Consider the following 14,568-nt stretch of genomic DNA (forward strand, 5'->3'; position numbering starts at 1 on the left):
CCCGCGGCCTTCTACGCTGGGTGCCATGACGACACAGCGCCTCGGGCCCGAGCCCGCCCCGGAACCCCGGGGAGACGTCGCGGTGGCGCACTACGACACCATCGGCCCCTACCGCGTCCTGCAGCAGCTCGGGCAGGGCGGCATGGGCATCGTGCACCTCGCGCTCGACGCGCGCGGGCGCGCGGTCGCCGTCAAGGTCCTGCGCTCGCACGTCGCCCACGACGAGGACGCCCGCGCCCGCCTCGGGCGCGAGGTCGACACCCTCGCCCGGGTCCGCTCCCAGCGCATCGCGCCGGTCTTCGACGCTGACCTGGAGGCGGACCAGCCGTACATCGTCACGCGCTACGTGCCCGGCCCGAGCCTGGAGCAGCACGTCCGCGAGGAGGGTCCGCTCGACGCCCAGGCCCTGCTGCGCCTCGCTCGAGGCCTGACCGAGGCGCTGCGCGCCATCCACGAGGTCGGCGTCATCCACCGCGACCTCAAGCCGGGCAACGTCCTCCTGCTCGACGGCGACCCGGTCGTCATCGACTTCGGCATCGCGCACGTCGTCGAGAGCTCCCGGATGACCATGACGGGCCTCGTCATGGGCACTCCCGGGTACCTCTCGCCCGAGCTGGTCGAAGGGGGTGACGTCACGACCGCGACCGACTGGTGGGGGTGGGCGGCGACGCTCGTCTTCGCCGCGACCGGGCGCTCCCCCTTCGGTCGTGGCGGCATGGAGGCCGTCCTCGCCCGGGTCTGCCGTGGCGACGTCGACCTGCACGACGTCGACCCCGAGCTCGCCCCGCTGCTCTACGCGGCGCTCACCCCCGACCCCCGCCTGCGGCCCGACGCCGACGAGGTGCTGCTCGCCCTCGAGGCCTGGGCCAACGGGCGCCCGGTGACCGAGGTGCTGCCGCAGCGCACCCGCGCTCTCGCCCCTGACGCGACCCGCGCCCTGCCGCCCGTCGCCGCGCCGCCCGCGCAGCGCAACGAGCCGCCGGCGCCGTGGGGCACCAATGACTGGACCGACCCGCGACCGGCCCCGCAGCCGGCGTCCGTCGCGGCGCCCGTGCCGCAGCCGCAGGACAACGGCTGGGGGATGCTGCCCCAACGTGAGCGGGCGCCCTGGCCCGGGACCCAGCAGCCCGGGACCCAGCAGCCCGGCCCCGGGGTCGGGATCGGCGACCGTCCGGGTGACCCGCGCATCGGGCGTCCCCGGCGCAGCGACGTCCTCGCCGCCCTGCTCGCTGCCGCGGTCGCCCTGACCGCGGCCCTTCCGTGGGTCGGCCTCGTGGTGGCGCTCGGCTGGTCCTGGCTCGCCCGGACCGTCGACCGGTCGATGACGGGCACCGTGCGCCGACGCCACCGCTACGGCCGGCGACGCAGCGACGGCTTCGCCGCCGCAGCGGCCTCGCCGTGGCACCTCGTCACCGCGGCGCTCACGACCGTCGTCGCCGCGCTGCTCCCGGTCGCCGTCGGTGGTGCGGGCCTGCTCGCGACCGCCCTCGCCCAGACCTCCGTCGACGGCCTCGGGGTTCGTCTGGACGCGCCCCTGCCGATCGCCGTGGGTTCGCTGCTCGCGCTGCTCACCGGGTGGTGGGGCCCCGGTGGCCCCGGCCTGCGTCGCGGCAGCCGCAGCCTCGTGCGCAGCGTGACCGGCGTGCCGGCCGCCCGGGGGCTCGTCGTCGCCGTGCTCCTCGTCGTCGCGCTCGGTGTCCTCGGCGCGCTCGCCGTGGGGGCGATCGACGTCTCCTGGTGGCCCGCGCTGCAGTCGCCACTGCCGACCCCGGGGCAGCTACCCAGCCGATGACGACACCCCCGCCTCCGCCCCCTTCGTCCCCGCGGCCGCGACGTCGGCCGGCCCGGCGGGCCGCCGCGACCCCGCACGACGGGACGCCGGTCCCGCAGACGGGGCCGCAGCCCAAGCCGCGTCGGCGGCCGAGCCTGCGCGGCGAGCAACCGACCGAGACGATCCCGCTGCGCGGTTCCCTGCGCGGCACGCCCTACCGTGACCCGCGGGTCACCCGCGCCGTCGCCGAGGAGCGCGCGGCCACCCACGCGATGGACCTCGCGCTGCGCGTCGCCGAGGTCATGCTCCGCTCCGGGTCGAGTGCCGCGGGTGTCGAGTCGGCCACGATCGCCGTCGGCGTCGCCGCCGGCCTCGAGGACCTCGACGTCGACCTGACGATGCAGTCGATGCACATGCAGTGCCGCACCCCGTCGGGCCAGACGATCTCCCGGCTGCGCGTCGTCCGCCAGCCGCGCCTCGACTTCGCCCGGCTGGCGCTGGTGCACGCACTCGTCGACGACCTCGTTTCGGGGGACATCGACATCGAGCAGGCCGAGTCCCAGCTGCGCGAGATCAGCCGGACGCCGCGGACGTGGTCCCGGTGGTTCGTGACCCTCGCCGAGGGTGGGGTCGCCGGTGGCGTCGCGCTGATCCTCGGGGCGAGCCTGCCCGCCGTGCTCGTCGCGATGCTCGCGGCCTGTGTGACGATCCTGCTCGCCGGCCTCATCGAGCGGCTCAACCTGCCCGACTTCTACCTCGGGGCGCTCGGCGGGGCGACCGCCACCGTCATCGCCTTCACCTCCTACGTGCTCAGCACGTACGGCATCCTCCCGATCTCCCCGGCGGACTTCGCCTTCATCGTCGCCGGTGGCATCGTCGCGCTGCTCCCGTCGCGGACGCTGATCTCCGCGATGGAGGACGTCCTCTCCGGCTTCCCGGTGACGGGCACCGCTCGGCTCTTCGCGGTGCTGCTGCACACCTTCGGGCTCATCGTGGGTGTCGCCGGGGGGCTGGGCCTGTGCCTGCAGGTCGGTGGCTGGCTCGACGTGGGCCTGACGCCACCGCCGCTCGACAAGCTCGCCTGGGCGTCGGCGGCGCTGCCGATGGTCATCTTCGGCTCGGTGCTCATCGGCCTCGCGGGGGCCGTCACCCTCCAGGACAGCCACCGGCTGCTGCTGCCCTCGGCGCTGCTGTGCGCCGTCGGCGTGAGCGTCGCGGCGGGGGTGATCAGCCTGGGCGTCGGCCGGGTCACGGCGACGGGTCTGGCGGCCGTCGTCATCGGCTTCCTCGCCCGCTTCATCGCGCTGCGGATGGACTCGCCCGCGCTCACGCTCTCGGTGCCGGCGTCCTTCGGCCTCTATCCCGGGCTCGGGATCTTCATCGGTCTGTACCACATGACCAGCCCGCCGACGATCAGCGACGGGTCGGACACGACGGCCGGTCTCTTCAGCGTCCTGGGGGCGCTCGGCGTCATCATGGCGATCGCCACGGGCAACACCCTCGGCGACCGGCTGGCCGCCCCCTTCGACGCCCCGGTGGCCCAGCGACGCCGCGTCGCCGTGGAGCAGGAGTCGGACCGCCGCGACGTCGAGGGCTGGGACATCGTCTGACCAGTGCCTGACGAATCCAGGTCACGGGATTGACTCGGTAGATCACGGGAAGGTAACGTTCCCGCCGTCCTCGAATGACGCCAGAACTGCTGGCAGCTTCACCACGAAGCCCCCTGAACTCCGTGGAAGGAACCCACACTCTGATGTTCTACTCGCCCAAGCACGCCCCCACCGTGACCACCTCGCCCGCCCGCCGCCGCATCGCCGGTGTCGCCGTGGCAGGCGCGACCGCGGCCGTCGGCTCCGTGGCCACCGCCCAGAGCTCCTCCGCCGCGACCAACGCCAACGTGTGGGACGCCGTCGCCCAGTGCGAGAGCGGTGGCAACTGGTCGATCAACACCGGCAACGGCTTCTACGGCGGCTTGCAGTTCACCAGCCAGACCTGGCAGGGCTTCGGCGGCGGCAAGTACGCCTCCAACGCGCACCAGGCCACCAAGGCGCAGCAGATCGAGATCGCGCAGGAGGTCCTCAAGGTGCAGGGGCCCGGCGCGTGGCCGGTGTGCTCGCAGAAGGCCGGCCTGACCAAGGCCAACGGCATGGTCGGTGGCGGCTCGACTGCCCCCGCCCCGACGCAGGCCCGGCAGCAGGCCCCGGAGCAGGCCTCGCGCTCCGAGGTCCGCGCCCCCGCGACCGCCGGCGCGCTCGTCGTCGACGGCATCCGCGGTCCGAAGACCAACGCCGCCATCGAGAAGTGGGTCGGCACCGCGCAGGACGGCACCCTGAGCTCCGCCGACGTCCAGGCCCTCCAGGCCAAGGTCGGCACCGGGCAGGACGGCGTCATCGGCCCGAAGACCACCTCGGCTCTCCAGCAGGTCGTCGGCGCCGACGTCGACGGCATCTGGGGCCCGCAGACCACCTCCAAGCTGCAGGCGTACCTCAACGCCAACTGATCCCAGCAGCCTCGCGAAGGGGGCCGCGCACCGACTCGGTGCGTGGCCCCCTTCGTCGTGCTCGGGGGTGCGGAGACGTGTGACACGAGGTGTCCACGGGGTCTGAGTTACAGGTCTGTATTTATGGTGCGGGTGTTGTCTGTGTGACTCCTGAGTCCTTAGCGTCGCTCTCGGACCTGCACGGGGTGCCCCTGCCCGTGCTCCGCCGAGATGAGGACTGCCACATGTTCAGCACCAATGACTTCCCCGACCAGCCGGTCTCCCGCCGCGGCCGTCGCCTGCGCGTCGCCGGCGGTGTCGTCACCGTCGGCGCCCTGGCCGCCGGTGGCATGGTCGTCGCCACCAACGCCGGCGCCGCCGAGACGGTCTGGGACCGCCTCGCCGCCTGCGAGTCGACCAGCAACTGGAGCATCAACACCGGCAACGGCTACTACGGCGGTGTGCAGTTCTCCTTCCAGACGTGGAAGGGGTTCGGCGGCCAGCAGTACGCGTACACCGCCGACCGCGCCACCAAGGGACAGCAGATCGAGATCGCGCAGAAGGTCCTCAAGGTGCAGGGCCCGGGCGCGTGGCCGGTCTGCTCCCGCCGGGCCGGCCTGACCCTCGCCAACGGACTGGCCGTCGACCCCTACAGCGGTGCCGAGCGCCCCTCGCGCGACAGCGACCGCACGCCCGCGACCACGGTGACCTCGACCGGCGGCAAGCTCGCCGTCGACGGCGTCCAGGGCCCGCGCACCAACGCCGGCATCGAGAAGTGGGGCGGTCGCCCCGTGAACGGCTACCTCGACAGCGCCGACAAGCAGGCCATGCAGCGCAAGCTCGGCGTCTCCGTGGACGGCATCGTCGGCCCGCAGACCACTCGCGCGCTCCAGGGCCGGGTCGGCGCCACGGTGGACGGCCAGTGGGGCCCGCAGACCACGTCGCGCCTGCAGTCCTGGCTCAACCGCAACGTCCTCTGACACGACCGATGACTCGGTGACGACCGGGGCCGCGGGCTACGATGCCGCGGTCCCGGTCTTCGCGTCCCGGGCTCGCTGGCGTGGCGCAATTGGTAGCGCACCTGTCTTGTAAACAGGTGGTTGAGGGTTCGAGTCCCTTCGCCAGCTCTCTGAGCAGGGCAAACGCCTCACCCACGACCCTGCACCCCCTTCAAGCCTCCACTTTCGCCTCCACTTTGGCCCGGCGAAGGGGGCCGCGGGTCGGCCGCTTCGAGCGCCGCGAGCACCCGAGGATCCTGCTCCCCGCGACCCAGGTAGACGTCCTGCGTCATCGACACCCGCGAGTGGCCGAGCTGGTCGGCGATGATCCGCGCCGTCACCCCCGACCCGTCGAGGATGCTCGCCGTCGTCTTGCGCCAGGCGTGCGAGGTCACCCACTCCAGGTCGCTGTCCGAGCGCACCTCGTAGAGCCACCGGCTCACCGTGCGCGGCTCACGGAAGCCCCCATCGATCGTGCCGAAGACCGGCTCGTCCGGACCCACCCCGACCTCAGCGCGCCGCCGCAGCATCGAGACGCACCACTGAGGCAGGGGGAGGAGGCGCTGCCCGGCAGCCGACTTCGTGGCCTTGCGGATCAGGCCCTGACCGGTCACCCGGATCAGCGTGGACGTCACCTCGACCGTGCCGCGCTCCAGGTCGACCTCCGACCAGAGCACGGCGACGACCTCACCGATCCGCAGCCCCGTCGCCAGCATGAAGGCGCACAGGTCCGGCAGGTCGTGCTCGACCGCCCGAGGATCACGGGTCACGGCCAGGAACCACGCCGCCCGCTCCTGCTCGGTCAGGGCACGCGGCCGACGACGCGGACCGGCACTCAACCGCCGCACCTCCCGCGTCGGGTTGAACCGCACCGCACCCTCACGCACCGCCCGACCCATCGCCCCCGAGATCACCGCCCGCGACGTGCGCGAGGTGGCCGACCCGACCCTCTCGTGCAGGTCCACCAAGAAGCGATCCACGATGGGCGTCGTCACCTCACCCAAGCGCAGGTTGCCCAACGCGGGGGAGACGTGCCGCCGCCACTGGTAACGATAGGTCTGCACCGTCCCCGGTGACCGCTCACCCATCCGCACGAGCTGGTCGAGGTCGGTCAGCCACTGGCGCACCGCCTCGTCCAAGGTGTCCCGAGCCGTCAGCCCACCGACGCCGGTCGTGGCCGCATCCTCCAGGGCTGTGGTGAGTGCTCGTTGCGCCGCGGCCTGGGACGAGCCCCACCGCTCCACCCGCCGCTTGCGACCGTCGAAGCCCCGGAACCACGCCCGAGCCTTGTACGTCGCCCCGGAGTCCGTGGCCACGCGCACCGTCGAGATGGCACCCCACTCACCCGGAGCCAACCCCTGCCGTCCCACCGCTCACGCCGCCGTCTGCTCATCGAGCCACGCGAAGACGTCACTCTCCCGGTAGCGCAGCCGCCGACCGATCTTCAACGCCGGAGGCCCCTCGCCCTGGCACCGCCAGTCATAGAGCGCCCCCACGGGCACCCCGAGGAACGTGGCGACGTCCTGGACGGTCCATAGCGGGTCGTGTCGATTGCACATCTCAATCCCCTTCTCTCCCATTGCCTGCCATCGGTCTGTCAGTGCGTCCGTGCCCTCTCGGCCCGCCACTGGTCATAGGCACGAGCACGATCCGCAGCAGCTAGGGCCAACGCCGTGTCCCCGTCCGTCTCCCACCCGGTGCCCACATAGCTCCAGGAGCCGACGACGAGGGTGGTCTCCTCCTCGTCATCCGCGATGAGGTCCGCGAAGTCGAGGACGGGCACCTCACGTCCGTCACGAGCGCAGTCGGCGGCGATCCGCTGCCACCGCTGCCGCGCCCGACGCAACGCCCCGAGCGTGATCGAGTAGCGCCGCGACTTGCTGGAGAAGTGCCCCCGGAAGCCGAGCATGTGCACCCACTTGCCCAGCAGCTCGTAGTCATCGCCCGACGTCCGCTGGTCCGCGAGGTCATCCAGAGTCGCCCGCAGACGCCGGTAGTGGGCCGACTCCCTTCGCGGATCGGTCGTGTCCGACGCGGCCTTGGTCGCGTACTTCGCCAGATAGCCGGCCACCTGCTCACCCACCAGCGGAGCGTCCGGGTCGTCCCCCCGGGTCGCCGTCACGGACCGGGCATCGACCTGCGCGCCGAACTGCAGCCGACCGCCACCCTGACCGCCGCACGACGGAGCATCGAAGTGGACCCGCGACACCGCATCCTCGAGGAGCCCGGCCAGCACCCCAGCCGAGACCGCCGCAGGCGCAGCCGCATACCCCTCCGGCGTCTTCGGGCCATCGAGACGCACCAACGCATGGAAGTGCACCACGCCCCGCGCCTGGTACTCCGCGACCTTCGCGTACTGCAAGGTCGCCACCTCCCGCAGCCGAGAGTCCGGCACACCCAGCGCACGAGAGATCACCCGACGAGCCGTGATCGTGAAGCGTCGCCACAATTCAGGAGCCCACCACTGCCAGATCGCGTGCCCCACGTAGTCGTAGCAGTCCGCGCAGATCGGCGTCCCCACGTCGAGGTCACCGTCCTCGTGAGCCCGCCAGCACGCCACCGGACGACCGTGCTCGCACACCCCGTGCCCATCACGAGGACGGCACCGCTGCCCTCCCTTCCCCGCATGCACCGGACCGAAGGACGGAGCCGTCAACGTCAAGAAGACCAACGGATTGCCGCTGACCCCCTCCGGCACGCTCTTGCCCCCGACCACACCGGCCCGGATCATCTCGAAGGTGTCCCGCGCATAGATCCGCGAGCAGGCCGGGCACACACTCGCCCGCCGATTGCCGCACCGCACATAGGTCACGCCGAAGGGCTCGTGCGTCGAGGAGTAGGTCGACACCACCTCGCCCGTGGCCCGGTCCACCCGCGACGAGGACCCGACCAACTTGATCGGGTGCGCGCAGTGCCCGACCCGCGCCGCCGCATCCGCCCAGGCATCGAAGGTGCCGCCCATGAGGCGATCCACGACACCCTGCCGAGCAGCGGCCCCGAGGCTCCCCAGATCCAGCGGTGCATCGTCGCTGTAGCCGGGGAACCCGAAGGGGGCGCTGCGGTCAACCATCAGAGCTCGCCCGCCGCCCCACTCGCGCACACGCAGTCGAGACACACGAGGTGATCGCGGCCGTGGCCGATCACGTAGGCCCAGCCCTCGCAGAAGGTCGTGGCCGCCGCGATGGCGTCCGATGTCGTCGGGAAGATCGTCCGCGCATCGAAGCGCCGCACGAAGACCACCCCGCACTCATCGCACGCGACCGCCGCGCCCCGACCCAACGACGAGCGAAGGGGGAGCACCTCAGAGGGAGCAGCCGCCAGCATCCAGCTCATGCCGTCTCACCCAGCCCGAACCGCTCGTGATCCAACGTGCCGCCCCACACGCCCTGGTCGTCCCACGCCAGCGCGTAGTCCAGGCACATCGCCCGCACCGGGCACGAAGCGCACACCTCCAGCGCCTTGTCCGTGTCGTCGCGACCACGCTCCGGAAACCACCAGTCCGGGTGCGGGTGGCGCACGCATGCCCCGTGGAGATTGAGCGTTGCCAACGTCCGCGTGGCAGCGCGAGAGCGCTCATTCGGCATCATGACGAACCCCTTCCCGAGATGACTCCCAGCGCTTCGCCGCCGGGTAGTGCGCCGCTGTGGCCTTGATGAGCGAGTCCGGCCAGAAGTGCGCCCGCACCCGCGCCACCTCGCCCTCCTCCGTGACGAGGTAGCCAGCACCCCGCATGTCGTCCGGGATGCGATGGGCCGGAGCCTCATCACTCAGACCCGACCCGAGGACCATCTGGACCTCCTCGACGCTCTGGAGACGCAGCGCCACCGTCTGCGTGAAGAGACCCCGCATCGGGACCGTCTCCTTCTTCGGGTCCTGCACGAACGCGACGACGACAACCCCCATCGCCCGGCCCTGCGTCAAGATCTCCGACAGGAGGCGATTGCCCTCCTTCTTCACCCCGGCATCCGCGTAGGCCGTCAACGCCGCCAGCTCGTCAATGACCAGGACGTGCAACGGATCGCCCGGCATCGGCTCATGCAGCCGGGACTGCCCGACCATGCGGACCGCTCGCTCATCGATGATCGCCAGCAGATCCCGCAGCACCTCCACCGCCTGCTCCGGCTTGTACGCCGTGCGATACATCAGGCCATCGCCCATCGCGATCTCCACGCCACGCTTGAGATCCACGCCGTGCACCCGCACCGCGTCCTGTCTGATCCACGGACCCAGCGAGGCCACCGAGCCCCACAGGATCGAGCCCTTCCCCGAGCCGGACCGGCCAGCGACCAGCGTGTGCCTGCCCACCAGCGACAGCCGCCACGGGTCGCCCGACTCCTCCCGGCCGACCTCGACCGGCTCCAGGGCCGCGCCCGGTGCACGATCCGCAGGAATCCTCGCCGTCGTCGCACCCGCCAGCGCGTCACCCATCGTCAACCGCAACTCCGCGACCGCAGCCGAAGGCGTCGAGACCCGGAAGCTCGCAACACCGAAGTCAGCCGCGAACTTCTCCGCCACCGCAGCGATCTCCGACGAGGACTGCCCCCGGCGAGCACGGATGCGAGTGACGACCACACCGCCGCACGAGGTCACGCCCAGCAAGGCCGGATCGACCCACCCGCGACCGTCCTTGGTCTGGATCTCCTTCGACAGACCGGCCGCCCGAGCGACATGCGCGAAGTCTCTCCGCACGTAGCGCCGGTAGAACCACGCCACGACCTGATTGGGGTATCGCAGCGCGACCACGAAGGCCGCGATGAAGACGAGCAGCGCAGCCACGCCCACCACGGCCCCGAGCATCTGGAGCTGCGATCCGAGGACCGCGACCCAGGAGGTGTCAGACGGACCGGTCGGTAGCCCCCACGAGGTCCGCTCAGGAGCGCGACCGGCGAACCAGCCCGCACCGAGCAGCGTCACGCACACCGCCAGCAGCCGCCACAGGACCGGGCCAGCCGCCTGGACCGTGAGGACACCCCCACGGACCAGACGACGAACCCTCACGGCACGCATCACGCAGCCGCCGACTCCGAGCGACCCGAGACCGAAGGCTTCGCACCCTTGCCCGGAGCCGTCATCCCCTCCGCCCGGAAGGACCACGCCAGCCGAGGACGAGCCCCGTTGTCATCGACGTAAGGAAGAGCCGTCAGACCGACGAACTCCACCGGAGTCCACGGGAACGGCGTCCCATTGTCCGGAGGAACCGGCTGCACCTTCGCCGCGATCTTGATCGACAGCGCCGTCTCCTTCTTGCCGGCCTCCTCGTCCGCGTCCAGGACCGTCACCTGCCACAACGGCAGCCCCGAGTCCTTGTCCAACTGCTGCGGCCTCGACCCATCCGGCCGCTTGTCCGCGTTGAAGTCCGCCACCGGCTCCACACCCCCCTTCAAGAACGCACCCGCGGGGAAGACGTCCGCGTGACCGACCGCGAACCGACGCTGCATCGCCATGTGACTCACTCCTAAGTGGTATAGGCCAGTAACTCCAAGGTGGCATATACCACTTGGCCGCGCAACCGGGAGCGAGAGGGAATGTGGACGAAGAGCTAAGAGAGCTCGTAGCGGTGCTCGGCCGTGAAGCTACCGGGCGGGTAGACGGCCTCAGCGAACTCGATGGGGGAGTCAGTGCCGTCGTAGACGATGTGCTCGACCAGCAGGACCGGGGCGTTGACGTCCGCCAATCCAAGTGCGGCGCAGTCCTCTTCGCCTGCCGCCCGCGCTGTCATGCGATCACGTGCGTAGCGTGCGACCCGGCCAGTCTGCTCTTCGACGTAGCCGACTGTGCCCGTGCGGATGCGCTCGGTCGACAGCAGCCGTGGTGCCTGTGCGGCAAGCTCCGCGCTGAACCACGACGTGGACGCTTCGATGCGCTCGTCCCCGTCCCAGGTGATCCGTCGACGCCGGATCGCGGCTGAGCCATCCGGGAGTGCGAGGCCTCGGGCCACGTGCTCGGGAGGGTGCTCGATCACTTCGGCCGACACGATCTCGGCCCGCTCGTTCCCGCTGTAGATGCGGCCGGCTCGCTTGGCCCGCGCGTAGCGGTCGACCGGGCGGCGATGAACGTTCAGGTCCGAAACGAAGGTGCCGGAGCCCTGCACCGAGTGAAGGAAGCCCTCGGTGCGAAGGAGTGCCAGGGCCTTGGTGGCGGTGGGGCGTGAGACCTCGTACTGGGCAGCCAGTGCTCGCTCGCTCGGCACCTCGTCGCCGGCTCGCAGTTCCCCGCTGAGGATGCGCGTGCGGAAGTCGTCCGCGATGCGCCGGAACTTCGCAGGGGGCGGGCCGCTCATCACTCACTCTCCATCTGGCTAATACCACTTAAGGGTAGAGGTTGCAGGGGCGGCAAGACACAATCGGTCCATGAGGACGCTCTACGTGGCAGCAGGAGGCGGCGGCGATGCAGTCGGTGCGCTCCTAGCTCGGCGTGCCCTCGGAGACACGGATGAGCGACCTCCCCTCGTGACGACATGCGCGTGGGAACGCCTGCGGATCGACCCAGTGCCCGGCCCGCGTGCTCGCACTGACTTCATTGGGCTGGGCCTCGTAGGCGGCGAGCCCTGCGAGGTGCTACCGACGTCGGACACGGTTCCACCGGGGCGGTCGGTCCTTCCCCGCCTGGCCGAAACGAGCGGTGCGCGGATTTTCGTGCACGACTTCGAAGGTGGTGCTGTCGGGCTCGCTCACCAGCTGCGGCGACTATCAGCGTCGCTGGATGTGGACCGCCTTGTGGTGCTTGACGTCGGCGGGGACGTGATGGCGCGGGGCCCGGAACCGACGCTCAAGAGCCCTCTGGCCGACTCGCTCACTCTGGCCGCCGCTCTGGGGACGGGCATCGCCACCACGTTGGCAGTCGTTGGCCCAGGAGCTGACGCTGAACTATCTGAGAGCAAAGTCCTTACCTTGTTGAAGAGCGTCGACGCAGAATCCGTCGGCCGGGTCGTTTCAGGAGACGTGACGGCCCTTTCGCCTGTGCTCTGCTGGCACCCGACTGAGGCCACGGCCTTGGTGGCTGCAGGGGCACGCGGAATGAGAGGGTCCGTAGCTATGCGGCGAGGTCGGGACCCAGTCCCATTGACTGAGCACACTGCGACCGCATGGGCGATTCCCCACCCTAGCTTTGCGTCACTGCCCCTCGCGCGACTGCTCAGGGAGACAGTGAACCTGTCGGAGGCTGAAGACGTCATGAGCGCCACCTCCGTGAACGAAATCGACTTCGAACGGCAGGTCGCCTCGAAGGCCCCGTATCCGCATTCCCAGATACCCCTTCCCGGCGTCATCGCGAAAATGACCGAGGTCGGAGCAACTCACATCACAAGCCGACGATTGGCTGAGGTCCTGAGTCCCCAAGAGCTGGACGAGTTGGAGGCGAGTGCGGTGCAGCCGTCGAACGGTCTGTGGTCGAAGGGAGACCTAAACGGATGGGCAGCTCGATGACAGGACGTGTCCCCACCGCTCAGAACTCAGCGCTGACTTAGCGCACGGGCCTGGACTGCCGGCAACGGCGTGCAGGGACAGGTGGGCACTGGGACTGTGACGTAGATCACATGACGTACGTCTCCCAAAAGCCTTGTACGTCCCGAACATGTGCTACAGTTAGAGCGTACACGGAGATGACCCGCCATCGCAGGGACTCGCGACATCGTAGGTCGCAGCCCTGAAATAACGGGTCATCGAGATTTATGGTTTAAATCAGTGTATCAGCCTCGAGACCGTGGCGCAGCCCCTTGTATCGGCTGCAAGGCGGACTCGAGGCTGCTCCTCGATTCGACGGAAGGACGCCACATGCCTGAGGTTACGTTCCCCGCCCTTAGCGGTAAGATGGGTGACCGCGATTTCTACATGACGGTAATGAGCTTGCGTGATGCGGCTGCCTTCTTCGATCCCACGCCAGCATCTCTTCCCGCTGAACTTCGAGCCCAGCGCCCACTTCAAGAAAAGCGCATCCCTGAGATCGCCCAATACTTGATAGAGAAGGAGGACGACTGGGTCTTCGGCAGTCTTACGGTGTCTTTCGATGGCGAGTCATCGTACTCGGCGTCAAAGAGCGAGCTTACCTTTGACACTACGACAGACTTTGTAATTGTCGATGGACAGCACCGGTTGGCAGCAATTCAGCGTGCGATCAAAGATGACCCGCTACTTCGTACGCAGCAAATCGGCGTCATGCTAATCCCCTTTGAGAGCCTCGACCGCAACCAGCAGATGTTCAGTGATCTGAACCGTACGGTTCAGAAGACAAGTCGCTCATTGGACATTCTCTACGATCACGACGACCCTATGAATGGGGTTGTTAAGGCTGTAGCCGCTAGGGTTCCGCTGTTCAAGAATAGGGTGGAAAAGAACGCGACCTCTCTCGCGGTCCGATCGCGGCATTTCATCACTCTTTCGTCATTGTATGACGCCTGCAGGCAGCTCCTGGGAGGTCAGGTGGTCGTGTCTGGACTGAAGTCCGACGACGAGGCGATTGCCGCCGCAGAGGAGTTGTGCGTGGCCTACTGGACTGCGCTGAGTGAGCTAATAGAGCCGTGGCAGGAAGTGCTGCAAGGAGATATGAAGCCCGCCGAAGCGCGTATAAACTTCATCGCCGCCCATGCCGTTGCTTTTTGGGCACTGGGCACGGCGGGCTCGCAGGTCCTCGGTATACAGTCAATGGCGGATTGGTCCCGACCGATCGACCTGTCCGTACTCCAGCCTCTTTCGCAGGTTGATTGGGCCAAGACGAACCCTGACTGGCAGGGGATTGTGATGCTGGGCAATGCTGTCGTGACTAGGCACCAGACTCGCGCGGCACTTTCAAAGCGCATCTGCCACCTGGTCAGTCCCGAGGATTTCGAGGACGCATCGAAGGTCTTGGAAGTGGCCACATGACGGACGAGTCGACTTCCGGGCCTTGCATGGAGCTGTCGCTGAGTCTGTGAATAGCCCTAGTGGGCTGGCTCGGAAAAGGGTGACCCGCGTGCCATGAGACGCTGTCTAGTACGCGATTGCTTGGGCCCCATAATTGCCGAACGCATGGGCGTGCCTCAACGTCTGCGGGACCTTGATCCTCCATTGATCCCATCGGCGTACTTCGCCGGCTTGGCGGGATGTCCCCCACGCCATCCATTGGCGAGCGCCCATGCTTCCATCTCTCGACTGGGGAGGTGGATGCCGGCATCGTGTAAGCCCAGAGGCGCCTTAATGACGACCGCCTTCTCGTGTCCAGCGGAAATCGTGTTGTTGTGGTTGATCCCATGAGTGATGGATCGCATTGCCTCCTCGATCTCGAGCTCCAGAATCGCGACCGTTTTCCTTGCCCAGTCTTGCGCGGTGCTGAGAGGCTCTGGCCTG

The 14,568-nt window shown here is 69.1% G+C and carries 14 protein-coding genes and 1 tRNA gene; 7 read left to right on the top strand and 8 right to left on the bottom strand.

What is annotated here, in order from left to right:
• Window positions 1-25 precede the first annotated feature (25 nt).
• The 5 genes from V3C34_RS04155 to V3C34_RS04175 all read left to right on the top strand — a co-directional run bounded on the left by V3C34_RS04155 (window position 26) and on the right by V3C34_RS04175 (window position 5,377).
• Window positions 26-1,792 (top strand): serine/threonine-protein kinase, encoded by a 1,767-nt coding sequence (locus tag V3C34_RS04155; RefSeq protein ID WP_346008160.1) that lies wholly within the window; start codon window positions 26-28, stop codon window positions 1,790-1,792.
• Window positions 1,789-3,381, top strand: coding sequence for a threonine/serine ThrE exporter family protein (locus V3C34_RS04160; protein WP_068326845.1), 1,593 nt, complete (start codon window positions 1,789-1,791; stop codon window positions 3,379-3,381). The genes V3C34_RS04155 and V3C34_RS04160 overlap by 4 nt, the downstream gene beginning before the upstream one ends.
• Before the next feature lie 173 nt (window positions 3,382-3,554).
• The gene (locus tag V3C34_RS04165; protein ID WP_338538897.1) at window positions 3,555-4,271 is read left to right on the top strand and encodes a transglycosylase family protein; all 717 of its coding nucleotides are present in this window, start codon (window positions 3,555-3,557) and stop codon (window positions 4,269-4,271) included.
• 224 nt (window positions 4,272-4,495) lie between these two features.
• Window positions 4,496-5,230, top strand: a complete 735-nt coding sequence (locus V3C34_RS04170; RefSeq protein ID WP_346008161.1) for a transglycosylase family protein — start codon at window positions 4,496-4,498, stop codon at window positions 5,228-5,230.
• 74 nt (window positions 5,231-5,304) lie between these two features.
• A tRNA-Thr gene (locus V3C34_RS04175) sits at window positions 5,305-5,377 on the top strand.
• 20 nt (window positions 5,378-5,397) lie between these two features.
• On the opposite strand, the gene V3C34_RS04180 is transcribed toward V3C34_RS04175, so the two are convergent.
• The 8 genes from V3C34_RS04180 to V3C34_RS04215 form a co-directional block, all read right to left on the bottom strand.
• Window positions 5,398-6,570 carry a tyrosine-type recombinase/integrase gene (locus V3C34_RS04180; RefSeq protein WP_346008162.1) on the bottom strand — a complete coding sequence of 391 codons (1,173 nt, stop codon included), beginning with the start codon at window positions 6,568-6,570 and terminating at the stop codon, window positions 5,398-5,400.
• Window positions 6,571-6,621: 51 nt separating this feature from the next.
• Complete coding sequence (locus V3C34_RS04185) at window positions 6,622-6,807, bottom strand: helix-turn-helix transcriptional regulator (protein ID WP_040880612.1); 186 nt, start codon at window positions 6,805-6,807, stop codon at window positions 6,622-6,624.
• Between the two features lie 38 nt (window positions 6,808-6,845).
• Window positions 6,846-8,318, bottom strand: a complete 1,473-nt coding sequence (locus V3C34_RS04190) for a replication initiator (protein ID WP_346008163.1) — start codon at window positions 8,316-8,318, stop codon at window positions 6,846-6,848.
• Window positions 8,318-8,581: a hypothetical protein gene (locus V3C34_RS04195; protein WP_346008164.1), complete on the bottom strand. Its 264-nt coding sequence runs from the start codon at window positions 8,579-8,581 to the stop codon at window positions 8,318-8,320. Before V3C34_RS04195 ends, V3C34_RS04190 begins: the two co-directional genes overlap by 1 nt.
• Complete coding sequence (locus V3C34_RS04200; protein WP_346008165.1) at window positions 8,578-8,766, bottom strand: WhiB family transcriptional regulator; 189 nt, start codon at window positions 8,764-8,766, stop codon at window positions 8,578-8,580. The genes V3C34_RS04195 and V3C34_RS04200 overlap by 4 nt, the downstream gene beginning before the upstream one ends.
• A 55-nt stretch (window positions 8,767-8,821) precedes the next feature.
• Entirely contained in the window at window positions 8,822-10,024 is a 1,203-nt protein-coding gene (locus V3C34_RS04205) for a hypothetical protein (protein WP_346008166.1), read from the bottom strand.
• Between the two features lie 230 nt (window positions 10,025-10,254).
• On the bottom strand, window positions 10,255-10,692 hold the full coding sequence (locus V3C34_RS04210) for a plasmid replication, integration and excision activator (RefSeq protein WP_346008167.1): 438 nt from the start codon (window positions 10,690-10,692) through the stop codon (window positions 10,255-10,257).
• A gap of 95 nt (window positions 10,693-10,787) precedes the next feature.
• Window positions 10,788-11,528, bottom strand: coding sequence for a GntR family transcriptional regulator (locus V3C34_RS04215; protein WP_346008168.1), 741 nt, complete (start codon window positions 11,526-11,528; stop codon window positions 10,788-10,790).
• Window positions 11,529-11,598: 70 nt separating this feature from the next.
• On the opposite strand from V3C34_RS04215, the gene V3C34_RS04220 reads away from it, so the two are divergent.
• Both V3C34_RS04220 and V3C34_RS04225 read left to right on the top strand, forming a co-directional pair.
• On the top strand, window positions 11,599-12,672 hold the full coding sequence (locus V3C34_RS04220; protein ID WP_346008169.1) for a DUF1152 domain-containing protein: 1,074 nt from the start codon (window positions 11,599-11,601) through the stop codon (window positions 12,670-12,672).
• A 348-nt stretch (window positions 12,673-13,020) separates the two neighbouring features.
• Window positions 13,021-14,106, top strand: coding sequence for a DNA sulfur modification protein DndB (locus tag V3C34_RS04225; RefSeq protein ID WP_346008170.1), 1,086 nt, complete (start codon window positions 13,021-13,023; stop codon window positions 14,104-14,106).
• Window positions 14,107-14,568 lie beyond the last annotated feature (462 nt).

This window comes from Janibacter terrae, from assembly GCF_039636765.1.
GTDB lineage: Bacteria > Actinomycetota > Actinomycetes > Actinomycetales > Dermatophilaceae > Janibacter > Janibacter terrae.

Coding starts and splice junctions, on each gene's coding strand:
- V3C34_RS04225 (WP_346008170.1), top strand. CDS start 13,021: ATGCCTGAGGTTACGTTCCCCGCCCTTAGCGGTAAGATGGGTGACCGC.
- V3C34_RS04170 (WP_346008161.1), top strand. CDS start 4,496: ATGTTCAGCACCAATGACTTCCCCGACCAGCCGGTCTCCCGCCGCGGC.
- V3C34_RS04160 (WP_068326845.1), top strand. CDS start 1,789: ATGACGACACCCCCGCCTCCGCCCCCTTCGTCCCCGCGGCCGCGACGT.
- V3C34_RS04155 (WP_346008160.1), top strand. CDS start 26: ATGACGACACAGCGCCTCGGGCCCGAGCCCGCCCCGGAACCCCGGGGA.
- V3C34_RS04210 (WP_346008167.1), bottom strand. CDS start 10,692: ATGGCGATGCAGCGTCGGTTCGCGGTCGGTCACGCGGACGTCTTCCCC.
- V3C34_RS04195 (WP_346008164.1), bottom strand. CDS start 8,581: ATGAGCTGGATGCTGGCGGCTGCTCCCTCTGAGGTGCTCCCCCTTCGC.
- V3C34_RS04215 (WP_346008168.1), bottom strand. CDS start 11,528: ATGAGCGGCCCGCCCCCTGCGAAGTTCCGGCGCATCGCGGACGACTTC.
- V3C34_RS04220 (WP_346008169.1), top strand. CDS start 11,599: ATGAGGACGCTCTACGTGGCAGCAGGAGGCGGCGGCGATGCAGTCGGT.
- V3C34_RS04190 (WP_346008163.1), bottom strand. CDS start 8,318: ATGGTTGACCGCAGCGCCCCCTTCGGGTTCCCCGGCTACAGCGACGAT.
- V3C34_RS04185 (WP_040880612.1), bottom strand. CDS start 6,807: ATGTGCAATCGACACGACCCGCTATGGACCGTCCAGGACGTCGCCACG.